The sequence below is a fragment of the Streptomyces sp. NPDC031474 genome (assembly GCF_055581185.1).
On the sequence record NZ_JBVIJX010000009.1, the window covers coordinates 395,601 to 413,985 of the forward strand.

Here is an 18,385-nt window from a genome sequence, read left to right on the forward strand (position 1 = left end):
GCGGCCATGCTGGAAGTGCCGCGGGGAGCCGCGCGTCCTATCCCCGGCCGGTGCGTGTACGACCGCGGGAGGACCCCGTGACGCCCCGCAGGACGATGTGGGGGAGCGGGCCCCGGCCGTAGCGTGAGGTGGTGCATCGGCTGATGGAGACCCTGCCCCGCTTGCGCCGCGGCCACCCGTGGCTGACGGACCTCCTGCTGGTCGTGCTGGTGGCCGTGCCCCCGGTGATCCGCCCGCAGCCGGGCTGGCGGCCGGTCTGGGTGCAGGCGGGCGTGTACGTGGCTCTGGTACTGCCTCTGCTGTGGCGCCGCCGTCGGCCGGTGCTCGTCGCGGCGTTGGTGACGGCGGCGTTCTGGGCGCAGTTTCTCGGGCAGGTGTGGGGACAGGAGCCGGGACGCGGCACCGTCGCCCTGGCCGCGGTCCTGGCCACCCTCACCGTGCGTGGCCTGCGCCGCGCCGCCGCCGCGACGGTCCTCTGCGCCGCTGTCTGCGTACTGCTGTGGATTCCCGCGTGGCAGCGGGACTACGGGGGCCAGGGCGCCCGCGGCGCCTGGCTCACCCCGCTCGCGGTGGGGCTTCTGCTGGCCGGGGCCTGGGTGTTCGGCGAGTACGTGCGGGCCCGGCGCGCCTATGTCGCCGAGTTCGAGCGGCGGGCCGCGCTGGCCGAGTCGGAGCGCATCGCCCTGGCCCGGGTCGCCGTCGCCGAGGAGCGGGCGCGCATCGCCCGCGAGATCCACGACGTCCTCGCGCACAGCATGAGCGTGATGGTGTTGAACGCCGAGGGCGGCAGGCTGATGCGGCATGTCGACCCCGCTGTCGTCGACCGCACGCTCGGCGTCATCAGCGCGACCGGCCGTGAGGCCCTGGGTGAACTGCGCCGGCTCCTGGAGGTGCTGCGCACACCCGTCGAGGACGCCTCGGCCGCCGGCCCCGGCCCTGGCCCCTATCCAGGACGGGCCACCGAGTCCGCCGAGTCCGTCGGGTCCACCGAGTCCCTCTCGGCCGATCTGCGGCGGCTGGTCGGGCGCCTCAACACGAGTGGTACGCGCGCCCGGCTGGACCTTCGCGGAGAGCGCGGCGGCCTTCCGGCGGATCTCACCGTGCAGACGTACCGCATCGTGCAGGAGGCCCTCACCAACGTCGTCAAGCACGCGTCGCCGGACGCCACGATCCGCATACGGGTCGACACCGGGACCCAGGGGCCCGGGCGGCTGGTCCGCGTCCGAGTGGAGAACTCGGCCGGAGCCGGAGGAGGAGCCGCCGCCGTAGAGCACCCCGCGCCGCTGCTCTCCTGCGGTCACGGACTCACCGGCATGCGCGAACGCGCCGCCCTGTACGGCGGGAGCGTCGACGCCGGGCCCACGCCCGACGGCGGCTACCGGGTCGCCGCCACCCTGTGCCTCACCCGGCCCGAGCCCACCACGGCGACCTCATGACCGACCCGGCCCCGACCCCGGCCCCGCCTCCGACGCCGTCTTCGCCTTCGTCATTGTCCCGAGTGCTGATCTGCGACGACCAGGAGCTGATCCGGATGGGGCTGCGCATGGTCGTCGACAGCCAGCCCGACCTCACCGTGGTCGGCGAGGCCGCCGACGGCGACGCGGCGATCGCGGGCGTGGCCGCCCTGCGGCCGGACCTCGTCCTGATGGACGTACGCATGCCCGGTCTGGACGGGCTCGCCGCGACCGAGCAGCTGTGCGCGCAGCCCCATGCGCCCCGGATCCTCGTCGTCACCACCTTCGACCTCGACGAGTACGCCTACGCGGCGCTGCGGGCCGGCGCCAGCGGCTTCCTCGTCAAGGACGCCCCCGCCGAGGAGATCCTGGTGACCGTCCGGGCGGTGCTGCGGGGCGATGTCATGGTGGCGCCCTCGCTCACCCGGCGCCTGGTCGAACGGTTCGTGCTGAACGCCCCCGCGTCCGTGCCCGCCCAGCGCGGCCGCCTGGCGGCGCTCACCGAGCGGGAACGAGAGGTCCTCGCCCTGGTCGCCCGGGGACTGGCCAATGGTGAGATCGCCGACAGCCTCTTCGTCGGGGAGACGACCGTCAAGACCCACCTCGGCCGCGTCCTGACCAAACTCGGCCTCCGTGACCGTGTCCACGCGGTGATCTTCGCCTACGAGAGCGGACTGGTACGGGTCGGGGACTGACCGGCGCCGGGGTCCAGCAGCCGGCGGATGCGCTCGTACTCGGCGGCCATCTCCGGTGTGGCGAGGAAGTCGTCGAGATCGGCGGAGACCTCGTAGTCGACGTCCTCGATGGAACGGATCGCGAGTTCGTAGAGCTCGCCGCGCAGGTTCTGCTCCAGGTAGCTCTGCCAATGCTCCAACGCGCTGATGACGGTGAGGATTTTGGTGTCCAGACCGTCTTCGACCAGGATGCCGTCGTAGACCGTCGCCAGCTTGTCGTGCAGCTCGGCGGCGCTGATCGTCAGGACGTCTCCGCAGACGGCGGCGAGTGTGGCCTGGGCCTCTTCGGTGAGTTCGTCCTCGGCCGCATCGCGGAGCAGCTCCGGCCGCACCAGACGAGTGACCGTTTCCTCTCCGAAGGCACGAACGCCGTCCTCGGTGGCTTCGACGATCAACTGGTGTATGTCCGCTTCGAGTTCGCTGTAGTTCACGCCCGCAGCCTAGGCAGTCGGGGCGTGTCCGGCGGATCGGGCGTCGCTGTTTTTCTCGCGACCCGATCCGCCGGACAGGCCCCGGGCGGCTACGCCCCGCAGGAGCGGAGGAACGCCCGGGTCCGCTGGGCGATCGGCAACGGCTTGTCCGGCTCGCACGGGTACATGTCCTGCTCGACGATCGCGAACAGATCGACGTCCAGCTTCTGGGCCGCCTGAAGGACGGGCCCGAGCGCCGGCACGCCCGCGGGCGGCTCGCACATCACGCCCCGCGCCACCGCCGGCCCGAACGGCACCTGGTTCGCCCGCACGTCGGCGAGGATCTCCGGGTCGACCTGCTTGAGGTGCAGGTATCCGATCCGCTCCCCGTACGTCTCGATCAGCTTGACGCTGTCGCCGCCGCAGTACGCGTAGTGCCCGGTGTCCAGGCACAGCGACACCAGGTCGGAGTCCGTGCCGTCCAGGAACCGGACGACGTTCTCCTCGCTGTCGATGTGGGTGTCGGCGTGCGGGTGGACGACGATCTGCAGCCCGTACCGCTCCCGCACCTCCTTGCCCAGCCGTTCGGTCAGCGAGGTCAGGTTGCGCCACTGCTCGGGCGTCAGCGTGTCCGGCTCCAGCACCTCACCGGTCTTGTCGTCCCGCCAGAAGGACGGGATGACGACGAGGTGCCTGGCGCCCATGGCCTGGGCGAGCACCGCGTTGTCCGCGACGTGCGCCCAGGTCTTGTCCCAGACGGCCTCGCCGTGGTGCAGCCCGGTGAAGACCGTGCCCGCCGACACCTTCAGGCCACGCCTCGACGTCTCCTCGGTGAGGACTGCGGGATCGGTCGGCAGGTACCCGTAGGGGCCGAGCTCGATCCACTCGTAGCCGGACTGCGCGACCTCGTCGAGGAAGCGCCGCCAGGGAACCTGGGCGGGATCGTCCGGGAACCAGACGCCCCAGCTGTCGGGGGCCGAACCGACCCGGATACGGGAAAGTGAGGACTGAGGTGACAACGACGTCATGGGCGTCAGGGTGCGGTCTCCCCGAAGGGGGTGTCAAGGGCTGGTCCGAATGTCTGGACAAAACATTGACAGGGTCGGTCGACCGGGGCTACAAAGCCGTGAGAGCCGATACGGGGACGTGGGCCGGGACGCGCCACGAGCGGCGTCACGGGGCCGAGCCGATACGAAGGGAACTCGATGGCGTACGACCTGATCACCATGGGGCGGATAGGAGTGGACCTCTATCCGTTGCAGACGGGCGTCCCACTCCCGCAGGTCACGTCCTTCGGGAAGTTCCTGGGGGGATCGGCCACCAACGTCGCCGTCGCCGCAGCGCGGCTCGGCCGGGACACGGCGGTGATCTCCCGTACCGGCGACGACCCCTTCGGCGTCTACCTGCACGAGGCGCTGCGCGGCTTCGGCGTCGACGACCGCTGGGTCACCTCGGTGCCCGGCCTGCCGACGCCCGTCACCTTCTGCGAGGTCTTCCCGCCGGACGACTTCCCGCTGTACTTCTACCGGCAGCCCAAGGCGCCGGACCTGGAGATCGACGCCCATGAGCTCGACCTCGACGCGGTCCGCGAGACCCGCGTCTTCTGGGTCACCGGCACCGGCCTGAGCGAGGAGCCGAGCCGTACGGCGACCCTCGCCGCCCTCGCCCACCGGGCCAAGGCCGCCACCACGGTCTTCGACCTCGACTGGCGGCCGATGTTCTGGTCCGACCCGGACGCGGCCCGCCCGTTCTACGCCGAGGCCCTGAAACACACCACCGTCGCCGTCGGCAACCTCGACGAGGTGGAGGTCGCCACCGGTGTGCGCGAGCCCCAGGCGGCCGCGCAGGCACTGCTGGACGCGGGCGTCGATCTCGCCGTCGTCAAGCAGGGACCCAAGGGCGTCCTGGCCGTCAACAGCAAGGGCGAGTCCGCCGAGGTCCCGCCGCTGCCGGTGACCGTGCTCAACGGTCTCGGCGCCGGTGACGCGTTCGGCGGCTCGCTGTGCCACGGCCTGCTGGAGGGCTGGGACCTGGAGAAGATCATGCGTCATGCCAACGCCGCCGGCGCCATCGTCGCCTCCCGGCTGGAGTGCTCCTCCGCGATGCCGACGCCCGTCGAGATCGAGGACGCGATCGCCGCCGGAGCGGTCCTGTGAAGCGGCGTCGTGGGGCGACGGACGAGACCGACGACACGGGGTGTGCGGGCATGACGGTGGGACCCCGCCGGAGCGACCTGCCGACGGTGGACGTCGCCGAGCTCGTCCGGCTGCGCACACGGCACCCCGAGGCCATCGCCGAGGCGGCCGCCCGCCGCCCGCGCAGGGCGCTCCTCAACGACTCCGGCCGGCTGATGATCGTCGCCGCCGACCACCCGGCCCGGGGCGCGCTCGGCGTCGGCGACCGCAAGCTGGCCATGGCCAACCGCGCCGACCTGCTCGAACGCCTGGTCCTCGCGCTGTCCCGCCCCGGCGTGGACGGCGTCCTCGCGACCGCCGACATCCTCGACGACCTGCTGCTCCTCGGCGCCCTCGACGGCAAGGTCGTCATGGGCTCGCTGAACCGGGGCGGCCTCCAGGGCTCCGTCTTCGAGCTGGACGACCGCTTCACCGGGCACCGCCCCGAGGACATCGAGCGCCTGAACTTCGACGCGGGCAAGCTGCTCCTGCGCATCGACTACGACGACCCGGGCTCCCTCACCACCCTGGAGTCCACGGCCCGCGCCATCGACGACATGGCCGGCCGCAAACTCCCCCTCTTCGTCGAGCCGTTCATCAGCCGGCGCACCCCCGACGGCAAGGTGCGCAACGACCTCTCCGCAGAGGCCGTCACCAAGTCGATCGCGATCGCCTCGGGTCTGGGCGGCACCTCGGCCTACACCTGGCTGAAGCTCCCCGTCACCGACAACCCCGACGACATGGCCGAGGTCATGCAGACGTCCACGCTGCCCGCCGTCCTGCTGGGCGGCGAGGTCGGCGACGACCAGGACGGCGCGTACGAGAAGTGGCGCGGCGCGCTGCAACTCCCCACCGTCCGGGGCCTGGTGGTCGGCCGCTCGCTGCTGTACCCGGCGGACGGGGACGTCACCGCCGCCGTGGACACCGCCGTAGGACTGCTGTGAGGGCCGCATGACGAACCGAGAGCCGCACCACGACCTGTACGTCCCCAAGGGGGCGACCGCCGGCGCGCACTACGCGCTCGACATCGACCCCGAGCGGGCCGGCTGGACGTACAGCAGCCTGCGGATCATCGAGCTGGAGCCGGGGGGCACACACCTCTTCACCACCGGCGACAGCGAGTGGATCGTGCTTCCGCTGGAAGGCGGATGTACGGTGCACACCGCGAATGAAGAGTTCCAACTCCTGGGCAGGGAAAGCGTGTTCGCGTCGGTCACCGACTTCGCGTACGTTCCCCGCGACGCCCGGGCCACGATCGCCTCCGGCGCGGGAGGCCGCTTCGCCCTGGCAGGAGCGAAGTGCGAGCGACAACTCCCCGCCCGCTACGGCCCCGCGCCGGAGGTCCCCGTCGAAGAGCGCGGCAGCGGCACCCAGTTGCGTCAGGTGCGCAACTTCGCCTCCGCCGACGCCTTCGACTGCGACAAGCTGATCGCCGTCGAGGTGATCACCCCGGGCGGCAACTGGTCCTCGTACCCGCCGCACAAGCACGACGAGCACCGGCCGGGTGAGGAGGCCGAGCTCGAGGAGATCTACTACTTCGAGATCGACGGCCCGCACGGCTTCGGCTACCAGCGGGTGTCCCCCTCGCGCGCAGGCGGCGCCGACGTCCTCGCCGAGGTCCGCTCCGGCGACGCCGTCCTCGTCCCCGACGGCTGGCACGGCCCGTCGATCGCCCAGCCCGGGCACGCCATGTACTACCTGAACGTCATGGCCGGACCCGGCGAGACCCGGGAGTGGCGGATCTGCTTCCACCCGGACCACACGGAGGGTTACCGATGACCATCAGGCTTACGGTCGCCCAGGCGCTCGTCCGCTTCCTCGCCGTCCAGTACACGGAGCGCGACGGCGTACGGCAGCGGCTGATCGGCGCGACCTGGGGCATCTTCGGCCACGGCAACGTCGCGGGCCTCGGCCAGGCGCTGATCGAGTACGGCGACGACATGCCGTTCCACCAGGGCCGCAACGAGCAGTCGATGGTGCACGCGGCCGTCGGGTACGCCCGCCAGTCCAACCGCCTGTCCACACACGCCGTGACGACGTCCATCGGCCCCGGCGCGACCAACCTGGTCACCGGCGCCGCCCTGGCCACCGTCAACCACCTGCCGGTCCTGCTCCTGCCCGGCGACATCTTCGCGACCCGCGTCGCCGACCCCGTCCTCCAGCAGCTGGAGGTCCCCTACGCGGGCGACGTGTCGGTCAACGACTCCCTGCGCCCGGTGTCGAGGTACTTCGACCGGATCACCCGGCCCGAGGCCCTGATCCCGGCCGCCCTGCAGGCCATGCGCGTCCTCACCGACCCCGTGGAGACGGGCGCGGTCACCCTGGCGATGCCGCAGGACGTCCAGGCCGAGGCCTACGACTGGCCCGAGGAGTTCTTCGCCGAGCGCACCTGGGCCGTACGACGTCCGGGCGCGGACCCCGCCGAACTCGCCGAGGCGGTCCGGGCGATCAGGTCGGCCAGGCGTCCGCTCCTCGTCGCGGGTGGCGGCGTGCACCACAGCCGCGCCGAGGAGGCTCTGGCCGAGTTCGCCGAGGCCACCGGCATCCCGGTCGCGTCCACCCAGGCCGGCAAGGGCTCCCTGCGCTACGACCATCCGCAGGACGTGGGCGGCGTCGGCCACACCGGCACCGCCACCGCCGACGAACTCGCCCGCACCGCGGACCTGATCATCGGCGTGGGCACCCGCTACACCGACTTCACCACGGCGTCCAACACCCTGTTCCAGGGCGACGGCGTGCGCTTCCTCAACCTCAACATCGCCTCGTTCGACGGCCACAAGCTCGGCGGTCTGCCCCTCGTCGCGGACGCCCGCAGTGGCTTGGGCGAGCTGACCGAGGCCCTCCAGCTGCACGACCACCGGGTCGCGGAGGCGTACGTCAGCGAGTACTCCGAGGACAAGGAGCGCTGGGAGCAGCGCGTCGACGCCTGCTACGAGGCCGACGAGCCCGACGTCCGTCCGACGCAGTCGCAGGTGCTCGGCGCGCTCGACGCCCTCGCCGACGAGTCCGACGTGATCATCAACGCGGCCGGTTCGCTCCCCGGCGACCTGCACAAACTCTGGCGGACGCGCTCCCGGGACCAGTACCACCTGGAGTACGGCTACTCCTGCATGGGGTACGAGATCCCGGCCGCGATCGGCGTGAAGCTGGCCGCTCCCGAGCGCAACGTCTGGGCGCTGGTCGGCGACGGCACCTATCTGATGATGCCGACGGAGATCGTGACGGCCGTGCAGGAGGGGATCGCGATCAAGATCCTGCTCGTGCAGAACCACGGCTACGCCTCGATCGGCGGGCTCTCGGAGTCCGTCGGCGGTGAGCGGTTCGGCACCGCGTACCGGTTCACCTCCGAGGACGGCACCTTCACGGGCGCGCCGCTCCCCGTCGACCTGGCCGCCAACGTGGCGAGCCTGGGCATGCGCGTGCTGCGCGTGAAGACCGTCCGCGAACTGCGTGAGGCCCTCGCCGAGGCACGCCACGCCGACACTCCCACTTGTGTCTACGTCGAGACCGAAACGGCCGACACTGTGTCGGGCCCGCCGCCGGCGCAGGCCTGGTGGGATGTACCTGTCGCCGAAACCGCGACCCGACCGTCCGCGGTGAAGGCACGAGAGCTGTACGAACGGCACGTCTCTACCCGACGCCACCATCTGTGAAGGAGTACTCGGTCATGACGAAGATCGTCAACCACTGGATCGGCGGCAAGCCCGTCGAGGGCGCGTCGGGTACCTACGGACCCGTCACCGACCCGGCGACCGGCGCGGTCACCACGAAGGTCGCGTTCGCGACCGTCGACGAGGTCGACGCGGCCGTGGCCGCCGCCAAGGACGCCTACGCCAGCTGGGGCACGTCCTCGCTGGCCAGGCGCAGCACCATCCTGTTCAAGTTCCGGGCGCTGCTGGACGCCAACCGGGACGCGATCGCCGAGCTGATCACCGCCGAGCACGGCAAGGTGCACAGCGACGCGCTGGGCGAGGTCGCGCGCGGCCTGGAGATCGTCGACCTGGCGTGCGGGATCACCGTGCAGCTGAAGGGCGAGCTGTCGACCGAGGTGGCCAGCCGCGTGGACGTCTCGTCCATCCGCCAGCCGCTGGGCGTCGTCGCCGGCATCACGCCGTTCAACTTCCCGGCGATGGTCCCGATGTGGATGTTCCCGATCGCCATCGCGTGCGGCAACACGTTCGTGCTGAAGCCGTCCGAGAAGGACCCGTCGGCCTCCCTCAAGCTCGCCGAGCTGCTGGCCGAGGCAGGTCTGCCCGACGGCGTGTTCAACGTCGTCAACGGCGACAAGGTGGCCGTCGACCGCCTGCTGGAGCACCCGGACGTCAAGGCCGTGTCCTTCGTCGGCTCGACCCCGATCGCCCGCTACATCCACACCACGGCCTCCGCGAACCACAAGCGGGTCCAGGCCCTCGGCGGCGCGAAGAACCACATGCTGGTCCTCCCGGACGCGGACCTGGACGCGGCCGCCGACGCCGCCGTGTCCGCCGCCTACGGCTCGGCGGGCGAGCGCTGCATGGCGATCTCCGCGGTCGTGGCGGTCGGCGCGATCGGCGACGAGCTGGTGGAGAAGATCCGCGAGCGCGCCGAGAAGATCAAGATCGGTCCGGGCAACGACCCGACGAGCGAGATGGGCCCGCTGATCACCGCCGTCCACCGCGACAAGGTGGCGTCGTACGTGACGGGCGCGGCGGCCGAGGGCGCCGAGGTCGTCCTCGACGGCACCGGCCACACGGTCGAGGGCTTCGAGGACGGCCACTGGATCGGCATCTCGCTCCTCGACAAGGTGCCGACGACCGCGAAGGCCTACGAGGACGAGATCTTCGGCCCGGTGCTGTGCGTGCTCCGCGTGGACACCTACGAAGAGGGCGTGGCGCTGATCAACAGCTCCCCCTTCGGCAACGGCACCGCGATCTTCACCCGGGACGGCGGCGCGGCCCGCCGCTTCCAGCTGGAGATCGAGGCCGGCATGGTCGGCGTGAACGTCCCGATCCCGGTCCCCGTCGGCTACCACAGCTTCGGCGGCTGGAAGGACTCCCTCTTCGGCGACCACCACATCTACGGCAACGACGGCACGCACTTCTACACCCGCGGCAAGGTCGTCACCACCCGCTGGCCCGACCCGGCCGACGCCCCCGCGGGTGTCGACCTGGGCTTCCCGCGCAACCACTGAGGCGGCACGGTGTCCTGCCTCTCCGAAGGGGAGGCAGGACACCGCCGTGTCCGGGTTCAGCTCTGGTGCTTCTGGCTGTTCTTCATCGCCTCGGTGAGGTCGGCGGTCTGCGCGGCCGGCGGGGCCTTGACCGCGGCGGTGGCGCCGAACTTGTCGAAGTCCATGGTCACGTTCACCTTGCCGATCCGCTCCTTCAGGCGGACCGGCAGGTCCTTGCCGTCGAGCCACACGTCCAGCGTCATCGATGCGGCGCCGCCGGTCAGCGAGCTCATGCCCTCACTGCCGTAGGCCTCCTTGAACTTCCCCATCTGCGCCTGGTCGACGACGGCCCGGTAGTGGGTCGTACTGCGCCCGTCGACGGTTTCTTTGCCGAGGTCCTCGACGTCGTTGGCGTACTTGAGGGACTTCATCGAGGCCGCCGGGTTGCCCCCGCCGCTCCCGGTGAACGCCTGGGCGCCCTTGTCGCCGAACAGCACCGACGCGTCGATCCTCATCCACTCCTTGCCCTTGAGCGGGCCGGAGGGCTGGGGGTCGACGTCGTAGTAGTAGGCGCCGTCCACGAACAGCATCCGGATCGTCGCACTGTCCTGGAGCTGCTGCATGTTCGCGCCCTTGGTGTCCATCTGGATGTCCATCGCCACGCCGTCGCCCCAGGAGTAGGTGCCGTTCATGGCGACCGGGGTGCCCGTGCCGACGTCGGTGCTCATCCTCACCTCGGCCGAGCCCAGCTGGTCGGTCCGGTCGGTCGCCCGCGCCAGCGCCGCCCTGATCGCCGCGCTCGGGTCCACGGCCTTGGCCGCCCCCTTGGCAGCCTCCGTGCCGCACCCCGCGGTCGTCACCAGCACCGCCGCCGTGACCCCTGCCCAGGCAGCACCGTACTTCAGCTTCATTCGTCCCCACCCCTGTGTGTCGTCTGTGACCCGGCGACTCTAGTGGGCCACACTGACATGTCCGCGTCCTGAATGTCCGCAGGTTTTCCCGCCGCCCGTCCCCGCGGACGCGCAGGTCCGGTACTGCGGCTGGAGTACGCAGGCGGGGGCGCGTACGCCGCGGGGAGGGCCCGCAGTTCGGTCCCCGGTCGACAACGCCCCGACAGTTTCACCCCGTACCGTTGAAGCATGGATCTTCGACCGCCCCGCCTGCGAGGGCTGCTTCGGGGGCCCCGGAGGCTGCTGGCCGCCGGGGCCGCCGTCGTCGTGCTCGCCGGCGCCGGCACATGGACGGCGGCCGTCGCCTCCGACGACGCACCGCAGGTACACCGCGCCGACCGGGTCATGGCGGTGGACGGCGTACGCCTGGACACCTCCTACTTCACCGCCGGCGGCTCGGGCCGCCGCCCCGCCGTCCTCCTCGGACACGGCTTCGGCGGCAGCAAGGACGACGTCCGGCAGCAGGCCGAGAAGCTCGCCCGCGACGGATACGCGGTGCTGACCTGGTCCGCGCGCGGCTTCGGCGAGTCCACCGGCAAGATCGGCCTGAACGACCCGAAGGGCGAGGTCGCCGACGTCTCGAAGCTGATCGACTGGCTGGCCGAGCAGCCGCAGGTCCAGCTCGACAAGGCCGGCGACCCGCGCGTCGGCGTGGCCGGCGCCTCCTACGGCGGCGCGATCTCCCTGCTCGCCGCCGGGTACGACGCCCGCGTCGACGCCATCGCCCCCTCGATCACCTACTGGAACCTCGCGGACGCGCTGTTCCCCGACGGCGTCTTCAAGAAGCTGTGGGCCGGCATCTTCTTCAACACCGGCGGCGGCGCGGCCCACTTCGAACCCGCGCTGGCCGCGATGTACGACCGGGTGGCCGAGTCCGGCGCCCCCGACGCCGCCGCCCGCAAACTGCTCGAAGAGCGCTCCCCGTCGGCCGTCGCCGACCGCATCAAGGTCCCCACCCTCCTCATCCAGGGCCAGACCGACTCCCTCTTCACCCTCGCCCAGTCCGACGCCGCCGAGAAGGCGATCCGCGCGAACGGCGCGCCCGTCGACGTCGACTGGATCGCGGGCGGCCACGACGGCGGCGACCTGGAGGCGAGCCGCGTACAGAACCGGGTGCGGTCCTGGTTCGACCGGTATCTGAAGGACGACAAGTCCGCCGACACCGGCCCCGCGTTCCGCGTCACCCGCACCGGAGGAGTCGACTCCACCGACGGCGCCGCCCTGCTCAGGGGCGCGAGCGCGGACAGCTACCCCGGCCTGGAGAGCGGCGAGCGCACCTTCGCCCTGACCGGCCGCCGCGAGGAGCAGTCCTTCGCCAACCCGGCCGGCGCGAGCCCGCCCGCCGTCTCCGCCCTGCCCGGACTCGGCGGCGGCGGCCTCTCCCAGCTGTCCTCCCTCGGCGTCGGCGTCTCCCTCGACTTCCCCGGCCAGTTCGCCGCCTTCGACTCCGCGCCGGTCACCGGCGACCTGCGCATCACGGGCGCGCCGACGGTCACCGTCCACGTGCGGTCGACGTCCGACCAGGCCGTCCTCTTCGCCAAGGTCTACGACGTCGGCGCCGACGGCACCCAGCAGGTGCTGCCCTCCCAGCTCGTCGCCCCGGTCCGCGTCGAGGGCGCCAAGGCCGGCAAGGACGTCACGATCACGCTCCCGGCGATCGACCACAAGGTCGACGACGGCCACCGCCTGCGCCTGGTCCTCGCCTCCACCGACCTCGGCTACGCCTCCCCGGTGACCCCGGCGACGTACACCGTGTCCCTGAAGGGCGACCTCGAGGTCCCGACCGCCCGGGCCGTGACGACCGCGGCCGCCCCCCTCCCGTCCTGGGTGTGGTGGCTGCCCCTCGCGGGCGCGGCCGTAGCGCTGGCCCTGCTGCTGACGGCCCGCCGCCGCACCGCCATGCCGGCCCCCGACCCGGCGCTCGCCGAGGTCCCGCTGCAGATCACCGACCTGAGCAAGAAGTACGCGGGCGGCGACCGCTACAGCGTCCGCGACCTCTCCTTCCGCGTCGAGAAGGGCCAGGTCCTCGGCCTGCTCGGCCCGAACGGCGCGGGCAAGACGACGACGCTGCGCATGCTGATGGGCCTGATCAGGCCCGACGGCGGCGAGATCCGCGTCTTCGGCCACGCCATCCGCCCGGGCTCCCCCGTCCTCTCCCGCGTCGGCTCCTTCGTCGAGGGCGCCGGCTTCCTCCCGCACCTCACCGGCCGGGAGAACCTGGAGCTGTACTGGCAGGCCACCGGCCGCCCCGCCGAGGACGCCCACCTCGCGGAAGCCCTGGAGATCGCCGGCCTCGGCGACGCCCTCGCCCGCGCGGTGCGCACCTACTCCCAGGGCATGCGCCAGCGCCTGGCCATCGCCCAGGCCATGCTGGGCCTGCCGGACCTGCTCATCCTCGACGAACCGACCAACGGCCTCGACCCGCCGCAGATCCGCGAGATGCGCGAGGTGATGATCCGCTACGCGGCCGCCGGCCGCACGGTGATCGTCTCCAGCCACCTTCTGTCCGAGGTCGAGCAGACCTGCACGCACCTGGTGGTCATGGACCGCGGAAAGCTGGTCCAGGCCGGCCCGGTCGCCGAGATCGTCGGCTCCGGCGACACCCTCCTCGTCGGCACCGCCACCCCCGTGGACGAGCCGATCGTCGAGAAGATCGCCGCCCTGCCCGGCGTGGCCTCCGCGGCCTCCGCCGACGAGGGCCTGCTGGTCCGGCTGGGCGCCGACGGCACCGCCCAGCGCCTGGTCGCCGAACTCGTCCGGCTCGACGTGCCCGTGACGTCGGTCGGCCCGCACCGCCGCCTGGAGGACGCCTTCCTCACCCTGATCGGAGGTTCCGCATGAGCACGCTCACCGAGGTCGCCTCCGGCTACCAGGCGGGCCACACCCTGCCACTGCGCGTCGAACTGGTCCGCCAGCTCAAACGCCGCCGCACGCTGGTCATGGGCGGCATCCTCGCCGCCCTGCCGTTCGTCCTGCTCATCGCCTTCGCGATCGGCGGCGAGCCCAGCGGCCGCAACGGCCAGGTCACCCTGATGGACACGGCGACGGCCTCCGGCGCCAACTTCGCCGCGGTCAACCTGTTCGTGTCGGCGGGCTTCCTGCTCGTCATCCCGGTCGCCCTGTTCTGCGGGGACACGGTTGCCTCGGAGGCCGGCTGGTCCTCCCTGCGCTACCTCCTCGCCGCACCCGTGCCCCGGGCCCGCCTTCTGTGGTCCAAGCTCGTCGTGGGCCTCGGCCTCAGCCTGGCCGCGATGGTGCTGCTGCCGGTCGTCGCCCTCGCCGTCGGCACCGCCGCCTACGGCTGGGGCCCACTGGAACTCCCCACGGGCGGCTCGCTCGACTCGGGCACGGCGGCCGGACGGCTCGTGGTCGTCGTCGGGTACGTCTTCGTCTCCCAACTGGTCACCGCGGGGCTGGCGTTCTGGCTCTCGACGAAGACCGACGCCCCCCTCGGCGCGGTCGGCGGCGCGGTCGGCCTGACCATCGTCGGCAACGTCCTGGACGCCGTCACCGCCCTCGGCGACTGGCGCGACTTCCTGCCCGCCCACTGGCAGTTCGCCTGGGCCGACGCCGTCCAGCCCACCCCCGAGTGGTCCGGCATGATCCAGGGCACCGCAGTCTCCGTAACGTACGCCCTGGTCCTGTTCGCCCTGGCCTTCCGCGGTTTCGCCCGCAAGGACGTCGTCTCCTAGGTCACCGGAGGATCACCCACCGGTCTCGAAGGCGGGCCTTCGTGCCCACTTCGAGACATATCCGAAACACCCCGTGGCGCACGTTCCGGCCCCCTGCCCCGTCACAGTCACAGACGTCGACGGAAACAGGGGGCACAGGACATGAAGACGCACCGCACGGCACGACTGCTCGCGTTCACGGCGGCCACCGCCCTGCTCCTCACCGGCTGCGGCGCGGGCGACTCCAGCGGCAGCAAGGCCTCGGACGGGGCGCGGGGCGGCCGGGCCCTCCCCGCGCCGAGCGCACCCCGCGGCACCGAGGACGACGCGGCCGAGAACGACAGGGCCGACCCCGACCACCTCTCCACCTTCGCCCTCGACGTCGACACGGCGTCCTACGGCTACGCCCGCCGCACCCTCGCCGACGGCCGCCGCCCCGAGCCCTCGACCATCCGCCCCGAGGAGTTCGTCAACAGCTTCCGCCAGGACTACGAACGCCCCGACGGCAACGGGTTCTCGGTCACCGTCGACGGCGCCCGCACCGGCGACGACGACTGGTCCCTGGTCCGCGTGGGCCTCGCCACCCGCCCCGCCAAGAAGCAGGGCGAACGCCCGCCCGCCGCCCTCACCTTCGTCATCGACGTCTCCGGCTCGATGGGCGAACCCGGCCGCCTGGACCTGGCCAAGTCCTCCCTGGACACGATGACGGACCGCCTGCGCGACGACGACTCCGTCGCGATCGTCACCTTCAGCGGCGAGGCCGAGACCGTCCTGCCCATGACCCGCCTCGGCGACCACGGCCGCGACCGCGTCCACCACGCCGTCGACGGCCTGGAACCCGACGACTCCACCAACCTCGGCGCCGGCGTCGAGACCGGCTACGCCACCGCCGTCGAGGGCCTGCGCAAGGGCGCCACCAACCGCGTCGTCCTCATCTCCGACGCCCTCGCCAACACCGGCGACACCGACGCCGACGCCATCCTGGAACGCATCGACATCGCCCGCCGCGAACACGGCATCACCCTCTTCGGCGTCGGCGTCGGCAGCGACTACGGCGACGCCCTGATGGAACGCCTCGCCGACAAGGGCGACGGCCACACCGCCTACGTCGCCACCGAGGCCGACGCGACCAAGGTCTTCTCCACCGACCTTCCGCAGAACGTCGATCTCACCGCCCGCGACGCCAAGGCCCAGGTCGCCTTCGACCCCGAGACGGTCGCCGACTTCCGCCTCGTCGGCTACGACGACCGCCGCGTCGCCGACGACGACTTCCGCGACGACCGCGTCGACGGCGGCGAGATCGGCCCGGGCCACACGGTCACCGCCCTCTACGCCGTCCGCACCAAGCCGGACGCCGACGGCCACCTCGCCACCGCCACCGTCCGCTGGCTCGACCCCGACACCCGCACCCCGCACGAGACCACCGGACAGCTGGAGACCGGCGCCCTGCACGACGATCTCGCCGACGCGTCCGCCCGCTTCCAGGTCACCGCCACCGCCGCCTACTTCGCCGACGCCCTGCGCGGGGGCGACCACCGCCTCCCGGACGCCCCCGGCCTGTCCGAACTCGCCGACCGCGCCGACGCGTTGGCGAGGAAGACCGAGGACAAGCAGGTGAGCGACCTCGCGAGCGCCATCGGCCGCGCCCGCCAACTCGGGGTCTAGCCGCACGCGGGACGACACGCGAAACGGCGGGTCATCGGAAAACCGATGACCCGCCGTCTCGCGGTACGCCAGGTGCGGTGGCTCAGCCGTTGTGCACGCCATTGGCCGAGAGGAACGAAATGTCGTCCAGGACGTGCGAGAGCGGGTCGTCGCCCTTGGCCTGGGTGGAGTTCTCGGCACACTGCTGGTTCTGCGACGACGACAGGATCGGGACGTCCTGGAGCAGCGCCCCGGGGCCCGGGCTCGTGGCAGTGTTGATCTTGCTCGGCAAGGCGAGGCAGGGCTTGTTCAGCGAACCCTGAATCAGCGAGAGCTGCGGGCTCTCGTCACCGAACGTAGCCGAGTTGCCGAACTGCGACGAGGCGCCGTTGCCACTGGCGGAGGTGGTGCCGCTGTCGTCGCCGACGGCCAGGGCCTGAGGCGCGGCCGCGACCGCGATACCGGCCAGGGATGCGGCGACCGCCGCGGTTGCCCACAGCTTCTTCATGTTCTTTCCCTTCGAAAAAGCGGACTCCGGGGGAGGAGCTGCGTGATCACCAACGCGCCGCCCCCGCCCGGGGTTGCGTGCTGTGCCCCGATCGGCCCAGCGCATGGCGTGCGACGGCGGCGCGCCCCTCACACGCACGCGTACGAGCTCCCGCGCACCGCCACCGTGCTGCCGAGGACGGTCGGCGGGTCGTTCGGCGCCGGGTCCGCACCCTTCGCCATCAGCGGCCGGTCCTCGCGCACCTGCGCGAAGAGCGCGTCCGTGCGCTTGCGGTCCCAGACCAGCGCCGCGCCGATGCCCAGCTCGGGCGGGGTGAACCCGGAGATCGGCACCGTCGTGAACTCCGTCGCCGAGGCAGGCAGTCGGTGCAGTACGGCCGCCAGCTCCACGAGCTCGGCCACATTGAAGCCCTGGGGACCCGACCCGAGCAGGGTGCGCACCAGGTGCCCCGTGCGCACCGGGTCGGTGAGCAGCCTGCCCGCCTGGAGCCCCCGCAACGTCTGGACGAGGAACCGCTGCTGACGCTGGATCCGGCCCAGGTCGGCACTGTCGTCGACATGCCGCGAGCGGACGTACTGCAGGGCCTGCCCGCCGCGGAGCCGGTGCGTGCCGGGTGCGAGGTCGAGCTTGGTCGCGGAGTCCTTGAGCCGCCGCGGTGTGCACACCTCGACGCCGCCGACCTCGTCCACGCTGTCGATGAACCGCCGGAAGTCCACCTGGACGAACCGGTCGATGTTCACCCTGGTCATCGACTCGACGGTCCGGATCGCGAGCTCCGCACCGCCCTCGTGATAGGCCGCGTTGATCTTCGCCGGATGCGCAGGCCGTTGCACGCCGCCCGCCCCGGCGGGGTGCGGCGGGATCTCCGCGGCGGAGTCGCGGGGAATGCCGATCACGCTGACGCGGTCCCGGCGGGCCGAGAGATGGATCAGCATGAGGACGTCCGTGCAGCCGCAGGGCTGTCCACCGGCGTGGAACTCGTGCTTCTCGGTGGCGCTGATGGTGTCCCGTTCGTCAGTGCCCATCAGCAGGATGTTCATAGCGCCCGGAGCGTGTTCCCGGCCCGGGAGTGCGGAACTGCCGAGCAGCACGCCGGTCGTGATCAGGACGATTCCCGGAATCATCAGACGGCGTGGCCAAAGGTTCTTCTTCGTTGTCACACGCCGCACGCTAGAACAGCGGGCCGCCGATGATTCGGCGGCCCGCTGTCCGGGCGGAGAAAATACCCCGGGGGCCGGGAAAAAAAGACCCCGTTCAACGCTTGGGGTCAGTGGTTGCCCGCGCCATTGGCCGAGAGGAGCGCGATGTCGTCCAGAATGTGCGAGAGCGGGTCGTCGCCCTTGGCCTGGGTGGAGTTCTCGGCACACTGCTGGTTCTGCGACGACGACAGGATCGGGACGTCCTGGAGCAGCGCCCCGGGGCCCGGGGACGTGGCGGTGTTGATCTTGGTCGGCAGGGCGAGGCAGGGCTTGTTGAGGGAGCCCTGGATGAGCGCCATCTGCGGGCTCATGTTGCCGAAGGTGGCCGAGTTGCCGAACGACTGGCTGGCGCCGTTGCCGCTGGCGGAGGTGGTGCCGCTGTCGTTGCCGGTGGCGAGCGCGGGGGCGGCGGCAGCGGCGGAGGCGCCGACGACGGAAACGGCGACCGCGGCAGCGGCCAGTACCTTCTTGATCACTTGACTAAGTCCCTTC

The 18,385-nt window shown here is 71.7% G+C and carries 16 protein-coding genes; 10 read left to right on the forward strand and 6 right to left on the reverse strand.

From position 1 onward, the window contains the following. Nucleotides 1–143 precede the first annotated feature (143 nt). A complete protein-coding gene (locus ACZ5SK_RS21195; protein WP_361700686.1) occupies nt 144–1,436 on the forward strand; it encodes a sensor histidine kinase in 1,293 nt (430 codons plus the stop codon). Between the two features lie 53 nt (nt 1,437–1,489). Next, nucleotides 1,490–2,149, forward strand: coding sequence for a response regulator transcription factor (locus ACZ5SK_RS21200; RefSeq protein WP_334579748.1), 660 nt, complete (start codon nt 1,490–1,492; stop codon nt 2,147–2,149). On the opposite strand, the gene ACZ5SK_RS21205 is transcribed toward ACZ5SK_RS21200, so the two are convergent. Both ACZ5SK_RS21205 and ACZ5SK_RS21210 read right to left on the reverse strand, forming a co-directional pair. Continuing rightward, entirely contained in the window at nt 2,116–2,619 is a 504-nt protein-coding gene (locus ACZ5SK_RS21205) for a hypothetical protein (RefSeq protein WP_334579749.1), read from the reverse strand. The genes ACZ5SK_RS21200 and ACZ5SK_RS21205 overlap by 34 nt on opposite strands. An 89-nt stretch (nt 2,620–2,708) precedes the next feature. Next, nucleotides 2,709–3,626, reverse strand: a complete 918-nt coding sequence (locus ACZ5SK_RS21210) for a sugar phosphate isomerase/epimerase family protein (protein WP_334579750.1) — start codon at nt 3,624–3,626, stop codon at nt 2,709–2,711. Between the two features lie 177 nt (nt 3,627–3,803). Between ACZ5SK_RS21210 and iolC the strand changes: the two genes are divergently transcribed. From iolC to mmsA, 5 genes are read left to right on the forward strand one after another with little or no spacing between them, the layout of a single operon-like run. Then, nucleotides 3,804–4,754, forward strand: coding sequence for a 5-dehydro-2-deoxygluconokinase (gene iolC / locus ACZ5SK_RS21215; RefSeq protein ID WP_468157524.1), 951 nt, complete (start codon nt 3,804–3,806; stop codon nt 4,752–4,754). 50 nt (nt 4,755–4,804) lie between these two features. Then, the gene (locus tag ACZ5SK_RS21220) at nt 4,805–5,716 is read left to right on the forward strand and encodes a Cgl0159 family (beta/alpha)8-fold protein (RefSeq protein WP_334579752.1); all 912 of its coding nucleotides are present in this window, start codon (nt 4,805–4,807) and stop codon (nt 5,714–5,716) included. 7 nt (nt 5,717–5,723) lie between these two features. Beyond that, nucleotides 5,724–6,551, forward strand: coding sequence for a 5-deoxy-glucuronate isomerase (iolB, locus tag ACZ5SK_RS21225; RefSeq protein ID WP_334579753.1), 828 nt, complete (start codon nt 5,724–5,726; stop codon nt 6,549–6,551). After that, nucleotides 6,548–8,425, forward strand: coding sequence for a 3D-(3,5/4)-trihydroxycyclohexane-1,2-dione acylhydrolase (decyclizing) (iolD, locus tag ACZ5SK_RS21230; protein ID WP_334579754.1), 1,878 nt, complete (start codon nt 6,548–6,550; stop codon nt 8,423–8,425). The genes iolB and iolD overlap by 4 nt, the downstream gene beginning before the upstream one ends. Nucleotides 8,426–8,439: 14 nt before the next feature. Then, nucleotides 8,440–9,942: a CoA-acylating methylmalonate-semialdehyde dehydrogenase gene (gene mmsA, locus ACZ5SK_RS21235; RefSeq protein WP_468576430.1), complete on the forward strand. Its 1,503-nt coding sequence runs from the start codon at nt 8,440–8,442 to the stop codon at nt 9,940–9,942. A 56-nt stretch (nt 9,943–9,998) separates the two neighbouring features. Here the strand turns inward: mmsA and ACZ5SK_RS21240 are convergent, their stop codons facing one another. After that, nucleotides 9,999–10,832 (reverse strand): SCO4651 family lipoprotein, encoded by an 834-nt coding sequence (locus ACZ5SK_RS21240; protein ID WP_468157527.1) that lies wholly within the window; start codon nt 10,830–10,832, stop codon nt 9,999–10,001. A 228-nt stretch (nt 10,833–11,060) separates the two neighbouring features. Between ACZ5SK_RS21240 and ACZ5SK_RS21245 the strand changes: the two genes are divergently transcribed. The 3 genes from ACZ5SK_RS21245 (at nt 11,061) to ACZ5SK_RS21255 (ending at nt 16,207) form a co-directional block, all read left to right on the forward strand. Continuing rightward, the gene (locus tag ACZ5SK_RS21245; protein WP_361700676.1) at nt 11,061–13,712 is read left to right on the forward strand and encodes a CocE/NonD family hydrolase; all 2,652 of its coding nucleotides are present in this window, start codon (nt 11,061–11,063) and stop codon (nt 13,710–13,712) included. Beyond that, complete coding sequence (locus ACZ5SK_RS21250; protein WP_334579758.1) at nt 13,709–14,563, forward strand: ABC transporter permease; 855 nt, start codon at nt 13,709–13,711, stop codon at nt 14,561–14,563. Before ACZ5SK_RS21245 ends, ACZ5SK_RS21250 begins: the two co-directional genes overlap by 4 nt. A 141-nt stretch (nt 14,564–14,704) precedes the next feature. Further along, entirely contained in the window at nt 14,705–16,207 is a 1,503-nt protein-coding gene (locus ACZ5SK_RS21255; protein ID WP_468576432.1) for a vWA domain-containing protein, read from the forward strand. An 82-nt stretch (nt 16,208–16,289) separates the two neighbouring features. Here the strand turns inward: ACZ5SK_RS21255 and ACZ5SK_RS21260 are convergent, their stop codons facing one another. From ACZ5SK_RS21260 to ACZ5SK_RS21270, 3 genes are all read right to left on the reverse strand, one after another. Continuing rightward, a complete protein-coding gene (locus tag ACZ5SK_RS21260; protein ID WP_334579760.1) occupies nt 16,290–16,694 on the reverse strand; it encodes a rodlin in 405 nt (134 codons plus the stop codon). 128 nt (nt 16,695–16,822) lie between these two features. Next, nucleotides 16,823–17,854, reverse strand: coding sequence for an LCP family protein (locus ACZ5SK_RS21265; protein ID WP_361700670.1), 1,032 nt, complete (start codon nt 17,852–17,854; stop codon nt 16,823–16,825). A 107-nt stretch (nt 17,855–17,961) separates the two neighbouring features. Then, nucleotides 17,962–18,369, reverse strand: a complete 408-nt coding sequence (locus tag ACZ5SK_RS21270; protein ID WP_361700667.1) for a rodlin — start codon at nt 18,367–18,369, stop codon at nt 17,962–17,964. Nucleotides 18,370–18,385 lie beyond the last annotated feature (16 nt).